Raw genomic sequence first — 16,875 nt, 5'->3', positions numbered from 1 at the left:
GAGAAAATAAAACCCGAAATAGGCATTCATATTTCGGGTTTTAAAATCATTTAGAACAACGATTCGCTTATTTTTGTGTAACGCTATAGTTTCTAAATAATTGCCATAAGCAGATCAATAAAATCAAACTGAAATAAGCCAGAGACCAAACAGGTAGAGATTGACCGAGGAAAGTCCAATCTATTGCGGCGCATTCACCTGAACCCGAAAGCACTTCTTGCAGTACTGTTTTCATTGGCAAGGCATCCACCAGATAGTTTAAGCCAGGTCCACAGCTTGGCACCTGATCAGGCGGTAAACTTTGCAGCCAAACATGACGTGCCGCAACACCAACGGACCAACCAATGGATAAGGTCGCTAAGAAGGCATAAAAACGTTTAAATCCGCTTGAAACTGGATTATGAATAAATGCCACAAGCGCAATTATACCCATTCCAATTAAGCCAAGGCGTTGGAAAATACAGAGTGGACAAGGATCCAAACCTTGCACATGTTCTAAATACAACGCAAATGAGATACCAATGATGCTGGTCAGTACCAAAACAGCGCTGACTAGGCGGTAATTCCAACGCATGGGAAATCCTCTAAAATATTAGCGATATTGTGCAAGATATTGTTCAAAACTCATGTCGTTATCTTGTTCAAGTTGCGCCTGTTTTTGCAACGATGTTTGCGCCAATTGTTCAAAATAGTGTTTGCGTTCTTCACTGAGTGGATGCTGGTCATAATGATCAACATGTTGCTGTGCCATGACACTCCCAAAATTCCATGTACCGCCATGCTGCAAAGTGTCTGCAATCACGTGCGCCGAAGGGGTATTTTCGACATGGTCTAGGCGTTGCTGCATCACTTGGATCGCATCTTGATACAGCTGGGTGCCATCCATTTGATCTAGTAGCTTGGCACAGGCTTGAATCGCATTTAAATGGCTTTGCGCCCAATCTTTTAACGAGATCGAACGATCTCCCTCTTCGATCTTGGCATCTGCCGCACGACCACGATTCACCACTTCCGTTTGGTTACGATCAATCTGTTCTTGTTCTTCAGCAAATAGATCTGGACTGTCTTTGAGTAAGCAGTACAAAGCTAAACTTTCAAGGAAGCCTGCCGAAATTTCATCAATCCCAATCGCGCTATACGGATTCACATCCACTGCACGTAATTCGACATAGCCGACACCACGATTTTTTAAGGCTTGTGAAGGCGTTTCACCCGCTTGTGGTACCTGTTTAGGGCGCACCAGACTGTAGTATTCATTTTCAATCTGTAATACATGATCATTGATCTGAATCGGCTCACCCTGCTCATCGTTGAGGCCCAGTGCCGTAAACTCTGGATAGGGGGTATGCACGGCTTTTTGTAAGCCATCCAGATAATCATGCAAGTCGTTATAATGAATGCCAAGCTCTTTTTGTGCTGAGTTTTGATAGCCCAAACGCCCCATTCGTAAAGCGGTTGCTTCAGGTAAATAGAGCGTACCCTTCACTAAGGGTTGTAAATGGTGCTGACGACCGGTCAGGAAGCAACGACACACTGATGGACTTGCGCCCAACATATACATCACCAAAGGAATCAGACGAATAAAATTACGGATCAAACCAAAATAACGATGGCTACGATAATCTTGCAGACTGAGCTGTTTTAATTGTGGGTTGCTTTCATGCTGCTGCAAAACCGCAAACAGTTGTTCTGGAAAGGATAAATTATAGTGTACCCCTGAAATGGTCTGCATACGGCGACCATAACGCACCCCTAAACCGCGGCGATACAGGGTTTTAAAGCGGCCAATATTGGAACTGCCATATTGCGCCAGTTTAATATTTTCTTCGTTATCATCCAGCATGCAAGGCATCGACAAAGGCCAAAGTTTTTCACCCTCTTCGAGCTGCTGGTGCACCACACTATGGATATCACTTAACTCAGTTAAGGCTGCCGCAATGGTACTTTGTGGCGTGGTGATAAACTCCATCAACGCTTCTGAATAATCAGTGGTGATATGTGGATGTGTCAGTGCCGAACCTAACGCAATGGGGTGATTTTGTTGTGATAAAAATCCATTGCTTTGCATGCGTAGGCTTTCACGCTCAATCCCACGTAACATCCCCTTTAATAGCGAGGCATCTACCCAAGTTGGTATCACAGAGGAAGTAAGGCTGGGTTGATTCATATTCTATGCTCGCTTATTCAAGATCAGCCGACCACATACATGGTAACGACGTCGTCGATGCTACAGACATGTTCAACATGCCAATCCCTTCGACTCAGCCAATTATAACGACAATTACAATCTAGTCATCTGATTTAGTTTGGCAATTTTTATCACAATCTTGTTACATAAGACACGCAAAAATTGTGATTTTATTGAAAAATAAATCTTCCAGTGGATACCCGACCATGCAAGCGCAAGACATTCTTAATTTTTGGTTTGACCCTGAGCATCGTTCACTTTGGTTTGCCAAAAGTGATGATTTTGATGCAAAAATTCGTGCGTCCTTTGCAGAGATTCATCATCAGGCCGCTCAGGCGGAACTGTGGTCATGGCGCCAAACACCTGAAGGCCGTTTGGCTGAGATTATTGTCCTCGATCAGTTCTCACGAAATTTATATCGAGATCAGGCACAGGCCTTTGCCTACGACAGCTTGGCACTGACCCTGTCACAAGAAGCAATTAGCTTGCAGCTGGATGCACAACTCAGTCCTGAGCAACGCTCCTTTCTCTATATGCCGTTTATGCATAGCGAATCCAAGCTCATACATGAATTTGCCCTAAAATTGTTTCAACGCTTAGGCAATGAAATTAATTTAAACTTTGAGAAAAAGCATAAAGTAATCATTGATCGTTTTGGACGTTATCCGCATCGCAATGCAATCTTGGGTCGCAGCTCAAGCGCTGAAGAACTGGAATTTTTAACTCAACCGAATAGTAGTTTTTAAGTCGATCTCCCTCGACACTGTACACAGGAATGGCATATGAAAGCTTTATTAATATGCACCCCGCTCCTTGTCGCACTGACATTTGCAGGATGTGCAACGGTTCCCTCCAAACCCAGAACCTTTGACCAACTGGGTCAATTCACCGCTTATCCGTTAAATAACAAAACTTACCGCGTTGGTTTCCAAGCGGATAATAATTTGAGTTATGGTACGGCTGAGGAAATTACCTTGCTCAAAGCAGCGCAAACCACGGTCAAAAATGGTTTCCGTTATTTTAGTGTGGTGGATGATCCAAGTAATGCCCGTCATAAAACACCTCGTCAGGCGGTAATTTATCCGACACCATCTTATTATCCATATGGTTATTATCGTCGCCATCCAGCCTTTTGGCCGGATCCTTTCTACGATACCCCACAAGTGGTCAATATTGATCCGATTCAAGTGTCGTATACTATCGAGTGCTTTAAGACACAGCAGCAATCACCAGATGCCTTTGATGCACAGCTGATTTTGCAATCCTTAGGGCCTAAATATGGCTTGAGTCCAACAGGAGAGGTGTTGCAGCCCCCTGCACCACCTCAAAACAAGAAATGAAATTAAAAGGGTGACTCAATGAGTTCAGTCGAAGAAATCCACGTCCCAAGCTTACAACGAAGTAAATACTTCGCCACCATGGCCCTGATTATTGCAGTGGTGTCATGGGTCGCTTTAATGGTCGCGGCGCATTTTCTGCCTGAATATAAATGGCTCATCCATATTTTCATGCTTGGTGCAGAAGCCGGTGTGGTCGGTGGCTTAGCCGATTGGTATGCAGTGACGGTGTTATTCCGTAATCCTTTCGGCAGAATGCCCTTACCCAAACTGTTGCGAGATCATACCGAGATTATCCCGCGCAATAAGGCCCGTATTGCCGAGTCAATGGGGCGCTTTGTACAGGAAAATTTCCTTTCTCCACAGATCGTCGAACGTAGCCTACAAAATGCCGATATCAGTTTGGCTGTGGGTCAATGGCTGGCCAATCCAAAGAACAACCAGCACGTGGTGCAAATGATTCAGCACACGGTGCCGAGAATCTTTGAGTTTGTCAGCCAAGATCAAATTGCACACTTTGTTCAAAATAACAGTGTGCAATGGGTCAGAAGTACTAAGGTCAATAAATTGGCCAGTGAAATGCTGCGTGCCGTACTGGAAAATGATTTTCATCAAGATGTGTTGCAGCGCGGTCTCGATCTGGCGCATGAATGGATGGTGTCTCACCCTGAAGAAGCACGTGATTTATCCCGTAAATTGTTCCAAGAATTAGGCGTTTGGAAGTTAGCCAAAGGTGCAAGCTGGATCGGTATTGATGTACAGCAACGCACCATTGACTCACTCATTGAAAAAGTTGAATCGATGCTGGCCAATCCTGATCATCCTTGGCGTCAAGATATTGAAGCCACCACGCATAACTTGATGCTGGAACTGGCAGAACCCGACAGTGAAGCCAGCCAACGTTTAAATCGTGGTAAAGATGCCCTGCTTGATAGTCCACAAGTATTGAACTTTATCAGTGGTGCTGTGGCGATTTTATGTGATGCGATTAAAACTGATTTAATGCAGCAAGATTCAGGCATTGCCACCAATTTACAAGCCGCTATTCAACAGTTGGGAGAGAGCCTGATTCAAAATGAAAAAGTGCGTCAGGTACTGAATGAAAAGATGATCGGCTTAGCCACCAATTTCAGTGAGCAATATAGCGACAAGATCATTCGTTACATCAGTGAGCGTATTCATGAATGGGATTCTCGTGAAATGATTGCCAAAATCGAAAGTGAAGTTGGCGGTGATTTGCATATGATTCGCGTCAATGGCGTGATTGTTGGTGCGTTTATTGGTTTAGCACTCGGCGTGATTCGTGCCATTGTTGAAAATGTTTTGTAATATAGCGTCAATATTGACTACAAAAACCTGTCATCAATAAGATACGCGAGAAAGGTCATTCGCAACCTGCGTGATTTCAATTAAGTACTGTTTCTGCGATGTAATAAAACCAATGCAAGAAGTGAACAGGTTTTGCGAATGACAATGCTTTTGGTTACTTTGGGCGAAACCAAAGTAACTCCAGCTGAAGGCTTATCCTGAAATTAGATGAGCTCTCGGTAAGACACCGTCAAAATACATAATCCATTAAAATTCTATTAGGTCATTTCAATCATGTTGCAACTTCAGTCAAAACTCCCAAGCCAAGGCGTCACCATTTTTAGTGTCATGACTGAACTCGCACAACGACTCAATGCCCTGAACTTATCCCAAGGCTTCCCAGATTTCCCTGCGCCACCTGCATTACTCGAAGCCCTCAGCCAAGCGACACTCTCAGGTTATAACCAATACCCTGCGGGTGACGGTGTATTGGCCTTAAGACAACAACTGGCAACACAATTCTTGGCACGCGATCAGTTGCAACTCGACCCAGTCACTGAAATCACCATCACCCCTGGTGCAACCATTGCGATTTTCTGTGCCATTCAAGCCTGTATCCATGCAGGCGATGAAGTAATTATTTTCGATCCAAGCTATGACAGCTATGCCCCTGCGGTTCAGTTGGCAGGTGGAAAATCAATACATATCCATTTAGATGCACCAAGTTTTCAGGTGAATTGGCAAAAGGTCAAAGACAGTATCAATGCCAACACCCGCATGATCATTGTCAACACACCACATAATCCAACAGGGGCAATTTGGTCAGAACAGGATTGGCGACAGTTAATTGAGCTGATTCAAGATAAAAATATCGTGGTGCTCTCCGATGAAGTCTATGAACATCTGATTTTTGATGGGCAAAAACACCATAGCGCACTGCAATTCCCAGAATTACGTGAACGCAGTTTTGTGATTGGTTCTTTCGGTAAAACCTATCATGTCACAGGCTGGAAAACTGGCTATTGTGTTGCTGCGCCACAACTCATGCGCCTGTTCCGCCAGATTTATCAATTTGCCAATTTCTGTGGCACCACCCCATGCCAGATTGCACTGGCCAACTACATGCAGCAGCATCCTGAACATATTCAGGAGCTACCTGACTTTTATCAGGCAAAACGTGATTTATTCAATGTCCAAATTCAAGATTCACGTTTCGACTTCATTCCATCTCAAGGCACCTATTTCCAAAATCTGGATTACAGTGCTATTCGCCCTGATTTGAATGATATCGAAATGTGCCAATTTCTTGCGGAGCAACATAAAATTGTGGCCATTCCAATTTCGGTATTTTATCAGCAGGCACCTGAATCATTACGCTTGATTCGCTTCTGCTTTGCCAAAACCGATCAAACACTGCAACGCGCAGGTGAAATCCTCGTACAATGTTGATCAACAAAAAGAAACTGAACCCTCATCTTCAACACAATTGATCATGTTATGTTGAAAAAAATACCATCGTTTCAGGATGAAGCGTGAAGGAAATTGAATGACACCACGCCAACCCTTGGTGATGCAACCGAACCTCTGGAAAACCTTTTTTGTGTTTCTGGTGCCGCTGATTGCCACCAATATTTTACAAAACCTGTCAGGAACCATTAATACCATCTTTGTCGGTCAAATGATGGGCGTGAATGCGATTGCTGCTGTATCGGTATTCTTCCCGATCCTGTTCTTTTTACTGGCCTTTGTGATTGGAATTTCTGCAGGCTCCACGGTGCTGATTGGGCAGGCATGGGGTGCGCAGAATCTAGAAAAAGTTCGTGCCGTGATTGGCTCCACGGTCTATATGACCTTGATTGGCGGTAGCATTATTGCGGTTTTAGGTCTGATCTTCGCCAAACATATTTTGGAGTTACTGGGTACCGATCCCAAAGTGATGCACCTGTCCTTGCCTTATGTGCAATGGATGTTGGTGGGCAGCCCCTTACTGTTCGTCTATATTATTTATACCTCGATCTTGCGGGGTGTCGGTGATAGTGTGACGCCACTGATTGCCCTGAGCCTGACCAGCTTGATTGGTTTGGGGGTGACCCCCGTTTTACTGAAAGGTTATTTTGGTTTCCCTGCTTTGGGGATTGTTGCCCCTGCGATTGCAACCATTATCGGTTATGCCGCTGTGCTAATTTTCTTAGCAATTTATCTGAACTATAAAAATCATCCGCTGAAAATTGATGGTCTATTGCTGCAACATATTCGTCATGATGCGGAGCTGAGTAAATTAATTTTAAAACTCGGCATACCGACTGGGATTCAGATGGTCACCACCTCCTTAGCGGGTCTGGTGATTATTGGCTTGATTAACCATTATGGTGCACATGCCACCGCAGCTTATGGCGCAGTCAATCAGGTACTGAACTACATCCAATTTCCAGCCTTGTCGATTTCAATTGCCGCTTCGATTTTTGCCGCACAAGCGATTGGTGCAGGTAAGCCTGATTTATTGGCCAAGGTCACCCGTACCGCTTTAGGCATGAATTTCTTATTCACGGGTAGTTTGATTGCCTTGGCTTATTTGTTCTCAAAATACTTGATGGCGCTGTTTATTACCGATCACAGTGTGATTGAGCTGGGTCAACAACTGTTATTTATTGTGCTGTGGTCAATTTTATTCTTTGGTGCCAGTGCCATTTTTGCCTCAATCATGCGGGCCAGTGGTGCAGTCAACATTCCGATGATGATTAATATTTTGACCATTGTTCTGATCGAAGTCCCGTGTGCCTATTGGTTTAGCTCACTTTGGGGCTTAACTGGGATTTGGATTGCTTACGCACTGTCTTTTGTCTGCCTATGCCTGTTCCAAGCGTTCTATTATCAATTCTTTTGGAAAAAGACCAAGATTAAAGTCCTTATTTAACCTGAGTTCGAGGCTGAATATGATACTCGGAAACGTCATCTACAACCTGAGCAAGCCAAAGCGACTAAAGCTTTGGTGAAGCGCAAGATAAACACTGTGCGTAGTTTGTTATTCAAGCATAGCTTTCACCTTGTGGTACGGCAAAGATTATTAATCTTCGCTATTCGCCCCTCAGGTTTTGCCCTTACGGAGCATTCGCTCCTCATACCAAAACAAAAGTAGGGCGAGCCTGAACAAAGTTGAAATATATTTCAACTGAAGTGCAAGACGTAGTGACTGATCCCAAAATTGGGTGAGAACATAGCAAGATTCCACCAAGCTAATTATTTTTAATAGGTTAGAGAGGACTTCAACCGAACTCAGATTGTTTAATATCTGCTTGTTCTAAAGGATATAAAAAAGCCATTCACAAGAATGGCTTTTTTCATGCTAACAACTTACATCATCTTAGTTGCAAACGCTGCAATACGTTGATAACCCGTTGGGAATAAACGTTGGAACGAATCCACAATACGCGCATCCGTACCAATCAATAAACGGCGTTTATCTTTCAATACTGCATTTAAAATCTGACGTGCTGCTTCTTCTGGTGGAGTACGCAAGAACTTGTCGAATTGCTTGATCGATTTGTTCGGGTCCATGCCCAAGCTCTTCAAACTGTCATTCATTTTCGCTGCTTTGGCGATATTGGTACGAATCCCGCCTGGATGTACGCAGAGAGAGCTGACACCGCCCTTCTCAATATCCAACTCCTGACGTAATGATTCAGTGAAGCCACGTACCGCAAATTTGGTAGCGTTATACGCTGATTGCGTTGGTTGCGAGGTTAAACCAAAGATACTGGAGATGTTGATGATATGACCATCTTTACTTTGTTTGATGAATGGCAGGAATTCTTTGGTGCCATAAACCACACCCCAGAAATTAATGCCGACAATCCATTCTAAATCTTCATAGCTCGCACCTTCGACGGTTGAACCGAGTGCTACGCCTGCGTTGTTGAAGATCATGTTGACCGAACCATGATCTTGCACGGTTTCTTGTGCCCACTGTTTCACCGCATCGCGATTTGAAACATCGAGTACTTTGGTGGTCACTGTTACTGGATACTGCTTCACTAATTCTACAGTCTGTGCCAAGCCCTTTTCATTGATATCACTCAATGACAAATGACAGCCTTGTTTCGCCAACAAAACGGCCAATTGTTGTCCAATCCCAGAACCTGCACCGGTGATCGCTGCGACTTTATTTTTAAAATTTTTCATTGCCTATCCTTTGTACTGCGAATGATACGCACATATTCGCTTAGCTCATGTGCTGTTTAACCTATAACCAATATAATTTTGACAATACGTGTTGTCAATATAGTACACTCTGGCTTTAAGACAAATGGCAATAACCAACACCCGACATGTCATAATAGGCCTATTTACATTTATGACCGAAGATGTTTAAAAGAGACAAGGCATATTTTCAAAATTTGGTTATGCTAGTCAGCACAACAGGGTTGAAATGCAACTATTAGACACACGATTTAAAGACTTTTTAGGGAACGGTTTTCTCAATGGCAACTCAAGATCAAGCGACACGCAAGAAAAATAATACCGAAGTGAAAGAACGACAATTCAAAGGTCTCTCTTTAACTGAGCGCAAAGAAGCACGTCGTGAAAAATTGATTGAAGCAGGTATTGCAACCTACGGCACACAAGGCTTTTTTTCGGTCACAGTCAAAGATGTCTGTAATGAAGCCAAGCTCACTGAACGCTATTTTTATGAATCTTTTAAAAAAAGCGAAGAACTGTTTCAAACCGTGTTCTTAAAAATGATTGAGAAAATGCAAACCTGTTTAACTCAGGCTGTCCTGATGGCGGCACCTGAACCCAAGAATATGGTGACCGCAGGTTTGTCGGCGTTATTGAGTGCGATTAAAGACGATCCACGTATGGCACGGATTATTTATATTGATGCCATGCTAGTGCAAGACCTGCATAATCAAGCCACCATTCAAGAAACGCTAACTCAGTTCGATCGCATCATTCAAGGCTTTGTGATGATTACCATGCCGAATGCACCGCAAAGCACTGAAGAAGTTTCGCTCATGGCGACGGGCTTAAATGGCTATGTGACTCATATTATTATTCGTTGGGTCTCTGAAGGCTTTAAACAGCCTTTGGAAGATGTTCTGTCAGCATGCTGTGCTGTCTTTTTGTCTTTTATCGAAACCACCTCGCAAAAAAATTAAAATCGTTTTACAGTTTTGTGACACACAAAGCTGTTAAACTACAGTCTAGTTAAGCAAATGAATTCATTTGCTTTCTTGCTAGGCAAATTGTCATCAATCCGTCACGACTCTGCCCCATGCTTGTCACAATTTATTGCTAAATTCGACTTTATTAATTCTTTTGCAATGATATTGTCATAATTAATCTTTGTAATAAGCCTGTCATAACAACAAAACGGTTAAACCGTTACAGATTTTAAGGGTATTGCGCTGTGAAAGATGACTATATTTTAATTGTCGATGATGAGCTACCGATCCGCGAAATGATCCATACCTCATTGGATATGGCAGGCTTCCAATGTTTACAAGCTGAGGATGCTAAACAAGCGCATCAGATCATCGTTGATCAGCGTCCTGCGCTTATTTTGCTGGATTGGATGCTACCGGGTGGTGTGAGTGGTGTAGATTTATGTCGCCGTCTCAAACGTGATGAAAACTTGGCCGAGATTCCAGTGATCATGCTGACTGCCCGTGGCGAAGAAGACCATAAAGTACAAGGTCTAGATGCGGGTGCTGATGATTACATGACCAAACCGTTCTCGACGCGTGAACTGGTATCTCGTATCAAAGCAGTACTGCGTCGTGCCAATGCACTGAGCGGTGAAAAAGTCATTGACGCCAATGGTTTGTTACTGGATCCTGTCAGCCAGCGTGTCAGCTTTGGCAATAGTATTTTAGATATGGGGCCAACCGAATATCGTTTATTGGCCTTCTTCATGACCCATCCTGAGCGCGCCTATACCCGTGCTCAACTCCTAGATCAAGTCTGGGGTGGCAATGTCTATATTGAAGACCGTACCATTGATGTGCATATCCGTCGTTTACGCAAAGTGTTAGAACCTTTTGGTGTCGATCGTTTTGTACAAACCGTTCGTGGCACAGGTTACCGTTTCTCGACACGAGCAGATTTAGCAGTAGGTTAAAAATCCTTTATGTATGAGCCTTACCCCGTCCCTGAGCTGGCACGTGAACACCAACGTTTTCGCTACAGCAGTTTATGGACCTTTGCGAAGCAAGATTTAAGACTGTTACTTTTTTTCTTATTGATTGCAAGCTTAGTTGGATTCGGGGTGGGTTACTTCTGGAGCTGTGTTTTTATTGCCTTCGTGCTGTTTTTTTTCCTACAGCTTCGTTCGCTTTATCTGGTCAATGAATGGATTTCTAATCGTCCTTATGATGTCCCACCCAATCTCAACGGGATTTGGGGCGCTTTGCTGTTCAATGTTTACCGTGCACAACGTCAAGAACGGATTGTTCAAGCAGAGATGGTCGGTTTAATTGATCGGGCACAATCCTCTTTGGTGGCATTGGCCGAAGCAGTGGTTTTAATTGATGATCAACATCAAATCGAATGGTGGAATCCTGCCGCTGAAAAACTATTGGGTATCAGTCCTCTAGACCGTGGCCGCAATTTATTGTCGATTCTACGCCAACCCAATTTTATTGAATATTTCAACCATAGCGATCAATCTCCTGATGGTATCCGTTTACAGGCACAGATGGATGAAGAACGTTATGTACAAGTCAAACTCACCCGTTTTGGTGGCGAAAGCCGTCTGCTCGTCGCTTATGACACCACACGGGTACATAATCTGGAACAGATGCGTAAAGACTTTGTCGATAATATTTCACATGAGTTACGCACGCCCTTGACGGTGCTTAGTGGCTATATCGAAACCTTTACCGATCAAGATGATATTACTCCGCGCTGGAAGCGGGCTTTTACCCAGATGCAATCTCAGACCAAGCGCATGAATGCTCTGGTGAATGACCTATTGTTGTTATCTAATTTAGAAAATAATAAAAAAGTCGCGAAAAATCAGATTATTGATATGGCCAATCTGATGAACCAGATCTTTGATGATGCACGTGCCTACAATCTCGATTATGGCCATACCTTAAATCTGGATATTGATAGCCATTGCGATCTGATCGGTTCTGATATTGAAATTGCCAGTGCGTTCAGTAACTTAATTACCAATGCGATTAAATACACGCCTGCAGGCGGCATCATCACCATTGGCTGGCATGAAGATGGTGATCATGCTTACTTTACTGTACAAGATAATGGGATCGGAATTAATCCCAAGCATTTACCTCGTTTAACTGAACGTTTCTACCGTGTCGATAGTGCACGTAGCCGTCAGACAGGTGGAACTGGACTTGGACTGGCCATCGTGAAACACGTGTTGATGCAGCACGGCGCACACTTGGAAATTACCTCTAAAGAAAATGAAGGTTCAACCTTTACTGCAGTGTTCCCGAAAGAACGCTTATACCGCATGATTTAAATACGATAGGGAACTGCCAAGTTCCCTAAAACATGCTGTGATCATCCTACTAAAACAATATAATAAATCGTTGTTTCATTTCATTATTTATATTTTTCGACGTATTCCTCATGCTCAATACCTCTTTTATTCGTGCTTGTATTCTCTTACTTGGGCTCAATACGCCTTTGGCGATTCACGCTGCTCCGACAGATCCATTGATTGGGACGTGGAAAGTCGTGGATGAGCGTACAGGTTCCTATCTCTCTGATATCGTGATTCGTAGACATTCAGCCATTGAACAATACAGTGCCGTGATTGTCAAAATGTATCCTTCTGCCAAGGAAGCAGCACTAACCTTATGTACAGCCTGTACGGGCACGTTAAAAAACCAGCAGATGATCGGCATGGAAGTGCTAACCGGTCTAAAGATGTTGAGTCAAAATGAGGAATTTGGACAAGGCGTTTGGCTCAATCCGTACGATGGACAGAAATACAACCTGAATGCGCGTTTAAGCAAAACAGGCAAAATGCTGAGCATCAATGCCAAAAATCCAGCCAATAACAGTTTCCGTAACATGACTTGGATTCGACTTTAATCACTCAATTTTTATGTTAAAAATTAATTGATAAATCACATAAAAAGAGTGCATTTTATGCACTCTTTTTATGAATTCAGCCATAAAACTGTAGATTAAGAGCTGGTTTTGGCATTCAGCGCGGCTGGCTCAAGCAAATGGCTGGGTAAACCAAAAATATGATCAAAAAAGTAATTATAAACAAAGGTATAACATGGAATCAGAACCATCAAACTGAAATCCAGCAAGAAGGCTTTCACCAAACTGATCTGCATCCACCATGCAATGAGCGGAATCAAAATCATCACCAAAACAATTTGAAAGCCAATCGCATGCGCCACACGTCTCCACACTGTGCGCTTTTTGGAAATCTGTTTTTTTTCCCACAGCTCAAATACATAGTTATAAAAGAAATTCACCGTCACTGCGATCACAGCAATCAAGATCGACAATGGCCCTGTATGACTGATGGTGGTACCCGAAAGTACGGCCAACACCATTGCACAGATAAAAAAGCTAAAAACTTCATAGAAAAACACATAGGTGACTCTTCTCTTGGTTCCTTGCATGACCACACCTTAAAATCAATAATGGGTGGATTTTACGCTTTAAATTTGATAAAAAAAGTCAATCGTTATCAGATTGACTGACAAGTGAATTGCCATGAAACTAAATCGTGAACAGCTTGAACTGATCCTTGAAATTATGGATCGTGGTAATTTTTCCGCTGCAGCGCGCGCCCTAAATCGTGTGCCTTCAGCGGTCAGTATGGCGATTGCCAATCTTGAAGCAGAATTGAATTTAAAATTATTTGAACGCAGTAAAAATCACCTCACTGCTACCGAAGTCGCACTTTCAATCGAACCGCATGCCCGATTAATTCTGACTAAATTACGTCAGCTCGACCTGCATCTGACTGAACTTTCAACTGGACTAGAGACCAGTCTCTGCATTGGCATTGCTGCGGATGTGAATCAAAAGTTTTTATTGGCGGGGATTGAACAACTGATTCAACGTTATCCCTTGTTAAATATTGATATGGTCAGCGCACCACAACAGGAGCTCAAAATACGACTGCATAATAACGAAATTGATCTGTATATTGCCTATAGTTCATCACAACTCGATAATAATGAACGCTTTCGTTTATTGGGCATGGAACAATTTGTTGCGGCAGTTTCCCCCAAAGATGCGCAACAGCTCAAAGCGCAGAATAAAAATGAACTCACCATGCTATCTGAACTCAGACAAATTATTGTAGCCAGCAAACATTATCCACTGCCTGATAGTCGAGTACTGGTCTCAGATTCATGCTGGTATAGCGATAATTTATCTATAGCCATTGATATGGTGGAACAAGGGCTCGGTTGGGGTAATTTTCCCCTTTCCGTAGTGCAAACACATTTTGCCAAACAACGTCTGGTACGCTTAGCTTTTCTCGATACCACCAATGGACTGGATATGCCGATTCATGCGATTTGGCCAGCTTATAAGCCACTGAGCAAATCCATGCAACTCTTGATTGAACTGTGGGAAAAACAAATCCATCGCGCATAAAAAAAGCCCGACATCCGAGTCGGGCTTTTTCGTATTCCTTTCACTAGATACAACTCCTGTCATATCTCACATCCTGATGCACAAACTTATCATTCTTGTTTTATGTTTGGAACTTCCTGTTCCTGATGAGTTCATATTAGGTAATTCAGTTGAGGCTGAAAATGGGACATTGCCCTTAATCGGTGTAAGAAAAAGCGTACATGACTTATGTTTAAAAATCTAACAAGAAATATCTAAACCATTCATAAAGAATCTATCTTATTTTAAATCAATGGCTTTTGTAGTTTTCTTTAATACGGTCTAAATAAGCATTGAATTTAAATTTTTTAATCAATGTTCCTTCGCATCACAGCGCTTCGCTTAAATAAGCGTATTGCAAAAACTAAATTTATCTATATTTTTAGAATAAATCTAAAGTTTTGGAACAGTATATGAATATTTTCCCTTTTCCATTTCAAGTGACTAACTGGGATAAAATAGAAACAGTAGAATACCGCGGAGAAACTGGAAATGCCTATTGGAAAACACAATACTTTGGTGAAGAAGAAAATAGAATTAGAGTAAGAATTGTAGAATACTCAGCTAATTACTTAGCTGACCATTGGTGCGAAAAAGGACATATTCTATTTTGTTTAGAAGGTGAACTTGAAAGCAGATTAAAAGATGGAAGGACGTTTATTTTAACGCAGGGAATGAGCTATCAGGTTGGTGATCATGCCGAACCGCACCAATCCTTCAGTTTAAATGGAGCGAAATTACTCATTGTTGATTAAATTAACATTATCTGGCGAATCTAAAATACATAAGATTCAATCTTAAACCTCAGGTTTAGTAATACACCTATTCACTGCAATCTGTTGGTTATAAAACAGCAAGCCAACGCACTCAGCCACTTGTTAGATTTGCAATAAAAAAGCCCGACATCCAAGTCGGGCTTTTTCGTATTCCTTTCACTAGATACAACTCCTGTCATATCTCACGTCCTGATGCACAAACTTATCATTCTTGTTTTATGTTTTGGAACTTCCTGTTCCTGATGAGTTGATATTAGGCAATTCCACTAAGGCTGAAAATGGGACATTGCCCCTAATCGCTGTAAGAAAAAGCGTACACTGCCGAGCTTTCTCACCCTTTAAAAAGTCAGTAAATATATGGAACGGAACACGGAGAACGTATCAATCTCCTAATAAATCAATCGACTGCCCTTTCGTCATCACACCCATATACTGATCATAGCTTTGTGCCAGTAGACAAATCACTACAGCAGCAATTAAAGTCAAAATCTTATTTCTCATTGTCATCGTCAGCGACCTGAATCAAGGATCTATAAAAAAGGTATAAGATTTCTTCCATCTAATCTAATATAGAAAAAACAAGCACTGATCTAATTTTGAGATATGTGGACCTTCAAACAATTTAATTATCTAATCACGATTGTTGAAACTGGGGGCTTTATTGCTGCCTCGGAGAAGCTGTTTATTGCTCAATCGGCCCTAAGCAGACAAATCAAAAATTTAGAAGAAGAAATCGGTTTTGAAATTTTTGATCGATCCGAGAAAAAAATTAGACTCACACCTGCAGGTGAAGCACTGTATAAAAGTCTAAAAACCAATATTGATCATTTAAAAAGTTCCATTGTCAGCGCCCAAAGTATCAGTCGGGGTGAAGGTCGAATCATTAAAATTGCCCATTCCAGTAGTATCGTATTAGATCAAAACAAGCTGGAAATTTTTGAACAGCTCTGTGATACCCATCATATTGATATCGAGATGCATACTTTATCCTCTGAGTTACAACTCGAATATTTATTGAATGGGACGATTGATCTGGGTTTTATCCGCCCCCCGATTTATCATAATTTGAATGATGTCAATTCGATCAGTTTATATACCGCTCCTTTATACGTTGCTGCGCATATTTCAGATCCATTTTTAAGTGAAAAAGAAAGTATCTCGATCCGTGAATTGGCACCCTTGGATTTTGTTTCTGTGCCACATAAAGCCCGTGGTGGCTTGAGCTATTTGGCCGCCAATTTATGCTTGGTCAATGGCTTTAATCCGAAAAGAACTCGAATTTATTCAAGGAAAAGATCGCAATTGGAACTGGTCGCCAATGGTTTTGGCGTGTGTATTGTGCCCGAAGAATTTAAAGTAATTTTGCCTAGCAATGTCAGACTGATTCCAATCCAAGACGAGAACACCCTCAGTGAAGTGAAGCTCATCTGGAAAAAGGATGAAGACTCGATCATTGACCGTTGTGCAGCCTCGATTCATGCTTATTATAGTGCCAAGCAGGTGAGCTAAAAATTGACTGAGTTTTAGTTCAAATGAAAAAAGCCCGACATCCTGTCGGGCTTTTTCGTATTCCTTTCACTAGATACAACTCCTGTCATATCTCACGTCCTGATGCACAAACTTATCATTCTTGTTTTATGTTTTGGAA

Annotated in this window: 17 protein-coding genes; 12 read left to right on the top strand and 5 right to left on the bottom strand. The window is 42.3% G+C overall.

What is annotated here, in order from left to right; all coding sequences use genetic code 11:
• Positions 1-67: 67 nt before the first annotated feature.
• Both F957_RS02015 and gshA read right to left on the bottom strand, forming a co-directional pair.
• Positions 68-574 carry a disulfide bond formation protein B gene (locus F957_RS02015; RefSeq protein ID WP_016542271.1) on the bottom strand — a complete coding sequence of 169 codons (507 nt, stop codon included), beginning with the start codon at positions 572-574 and terminating at the stop codon, positions 68-70.
• Between the two features lie 18 nt (positions 575-592).
• The gene (gshA, locus tag F957_RS02020; RefSeq protein WP_016660626.1) at positions 593-2,167 is read right to left on the bottom strand and encodes a glutamate--cysteine ligase; all 1,575 of its coding nucleotides are present in this window, start codon (positions 2,165-2,167) and stop codon (positions 593-595) included.
• A gap of 227 nt (positions 2,168-2,394) precedes the next feature.
• On the opposite strand from gshA, the gene F957_RS02025 reads away from it, so the two are divergent.
• The 5 genes from F957_RS02025 to F957_RS02045 all read left to right on the top strand — a co-directional run bounded on the left by F957_RS02025 (position 2,395) and on the right by F957_RS02045 (position 7,747).
• On the top strand, positions 2,395-2,934 hold the full coding sequence (locus F957_RS02025; RefSeq protein WP_016542269.1) for a DUF924 family protein: 540 nt from the start codon (positions 2,395-2,397) through the stop codon (positions 2,932-2,934).
• Positions 2,935-2,970: 36 nt separating this feature from the next.
• Positions 2,971-3,528 carry a CC0125/CC1285 family lipoprotein gene (locus F957_RS02030; RefSeq protein WP_016542268.1) on the top strand — a complete coding sequence of 186 codons (558 nt, stop codon included), beginning with the start codon at positions 2,971-2,973 and terminating at the stop codon, positions 3,526-3,528.
• Positions 3,529-3,546: 18 nt separating this feature from the next.
• Complete coding sequence (locus F957_RS02035; RefSeq protein ID WP_016542267.1) at positions 3,547-4,854, top strand: DUF445 domain-containing protein; 1,308 nt, start codon at positions 3,547-3,549, stop codon at positions 4,852-4,854.
• 273 nt (positions 4,855-5,127) lie between these two features.
• Positions 5,128-6,282, top strand: coding sequence for a pyridoxal phosphate-dependent aminotransferase (locus F957_RS02040; RefSeq protein WP_016542266.1), 1,155 nt, complete (start codon positions 5,128-5,130; stop codon positions 6,280-6,282).
• A gap of 97 nt (positions 6,283-6,379) precedes the next feature.
• Positions 6,380-7,747 carry an MATE family efflux transporter gene (locus F957_RS02045; RefSeq protein ID WP_016542265.1) on the top strand — a complete coding sequence of 456 codons (1,368 nt, stop codon included), beginning with the start codon at positions 6,380-6,382 and terminating at the stop codon, positions 7,745-7,747.
• 437 nt (positions 7,748-8,184) lie between these two features.
• Here F957_RS02045 and F957_RS02050 read toward each other — a convergent pair whose 3' ends face one another.
• Positions 8,185-9,012, bottom strand: coding sequence for an SDR family NAD(P)-dependent oxidoreductase (locus tag F957_RS02050; RefSeq protein WP_016542264.1), 828 nt, complete (start codon positions 9,010-9,012; stop codon positions 8,185-8,187).
• A 299-nt stretch (positions 9,013-9,311) separates the two neighbouring features.
• Here F957_RS02050 and F957_RS02055 point away from each other — a divergent pair, with 299 nt between their 5' ends.
• The 4 genes from F957_RS02055 (at position 9,312) to F957_RS02070 (ending at position 12,897) form a co-directional block, all read left to right on the top strand.
• Positions 9,312-9,989, top strand: coding sequence for a TetR/AcrR family transcriptional regulator (locus F957_RS02055; protein ID WP_016542263.1), 678 nt, complete (start codon positions 9,312-9,314; stop codon positions 9,987-9,989).
• Between the two features lie 251 nt (positions 9,990-10,240).
• Positions 10,241-10,951 (top strand): phosphate regulon transcriptional regulator PhoB, encoded by a 711-nt coding sequence (gene phoB, locus F957_RS02060; protein WP_004657056.1) that lies wholly within the window; start codon positions 10,241-10,243, stop codon positions 10,949-10,951.
• A gap of 9 nt (positions 10,952-10,960) precedes the next feature.
• Complete coding sequence (gene phoR, locus F957_RS02065) at positions 10,961-12,319, top strand: phosphate regulon sensor histidine kinase PhoR (RefSeq protein WP_016542262.1); 1,359 nt, start codon at positions 10,961-10,963, stop codon at positions 12,317-12,319.
• A gap of 110 nt (positions 12,320-12,429) precedes the next feature.
• Positions 12,430-12,897, top strand: coding sequence for a DUF2147 domain-containing protein (locus F957_RS02070; protein WP_016542261.1), 468 nt, complete (start codon positions 12,430-12,432; stop codon positions 12,895-12,897).
• 95 nt (positions 12,898-12,992) lie between these two features.
• Here the strand turns inward: F957_RS02070 and F957_RS02075 are convergent, their stop codons facing one another.
• Positions 12,993-13,445, bottom strand: coding sequence for a PACE efflux transporter (locus F957_RS02075; RefSeq protein ID WP_016542260.1), 453 nt, complete (start codon positions 13,443-13,445; stop codon positions 12,993-12,995).
• A 94-nt stretch (positions 13,446-13,539) separates the two neighbouring features.
• On the opposite strand from F957_RS02075, the gene F957_RS02080 reads away from it, so the two are divergent.
• On the top strand, positions 13,540-14,433 hold the full coding sequence (locus F957_RS02080; RefSeq protein WP_016542259.1) for a LysR family transcriptional regulator: 894 nt from the start codon (positions 13,540-13,542) through the stop codon (positions 14,431-14,433).
• Between the two features lie 431 nt (positions 14,434-14,864).
• The gene (locus F957_RS02085) at positions 14,865-15,206 is read left to right on the top strand and encodes a DHCW motif cupin fold protein (RefSeq protein WP_016542258.1); all 342 of its coding nucleotides are present in this window, start codon (positions 14,865-14,867) and stop codon (positions 15,204-15,206) included.
• 402 nt (positions 15,207-15,608) lie between these two features.
• On the opposite strand, the gene F957_RS22065 is transcribed toward F957_RS02085, so the two are convergent.
• Positions 15,609-15,734, bottom strand: coding sequence for a hypothetical protein (locus F957_RS22065; RefSeq protein ID WP_016542257.1), 126 nt, complete (start codon positions 15,732-15,734; stop codon positions 15,609-15,611).
• A 96-nt stretch (positions 15,735-15,830) separates the two neighbouring features.
• Here F957_RS22065 and F957_RS02090 point away from each other — a divergent pair, with 96 nt between their 5' ends.
• Positions 15,831-16,736: a LysR family transcriptional regulator gene (locus F957_RS02090; protein ID WP_016542256.1), complete on the top strand. Its 906-nt coding sequence runs from the start codon at positions 15,831-15,833 to the stop codon at positions 16,734-16,736.
• Positions 16,737-16,875 lie beyond the last annotated feature (139 nt).

The sequence above is a fragment of the Acinetobacter gyllenbergii CIP 110306 = MTCC 11365 genome (genome assembly GCF_000413855.1).
Taxonomy (GTDB): Bacteria; Pseudomonadota; Gammaproteobacteria; order Pseudomonadales; family Moraxellaceae; genus Acinetobacter; species Acinetobacter gyllenbergii.
The sequence above is the reverse complement of the archived record's forward strand: the minus strand, read 5'-3'. Positions and strand labels throughout refer to the sequence as shown.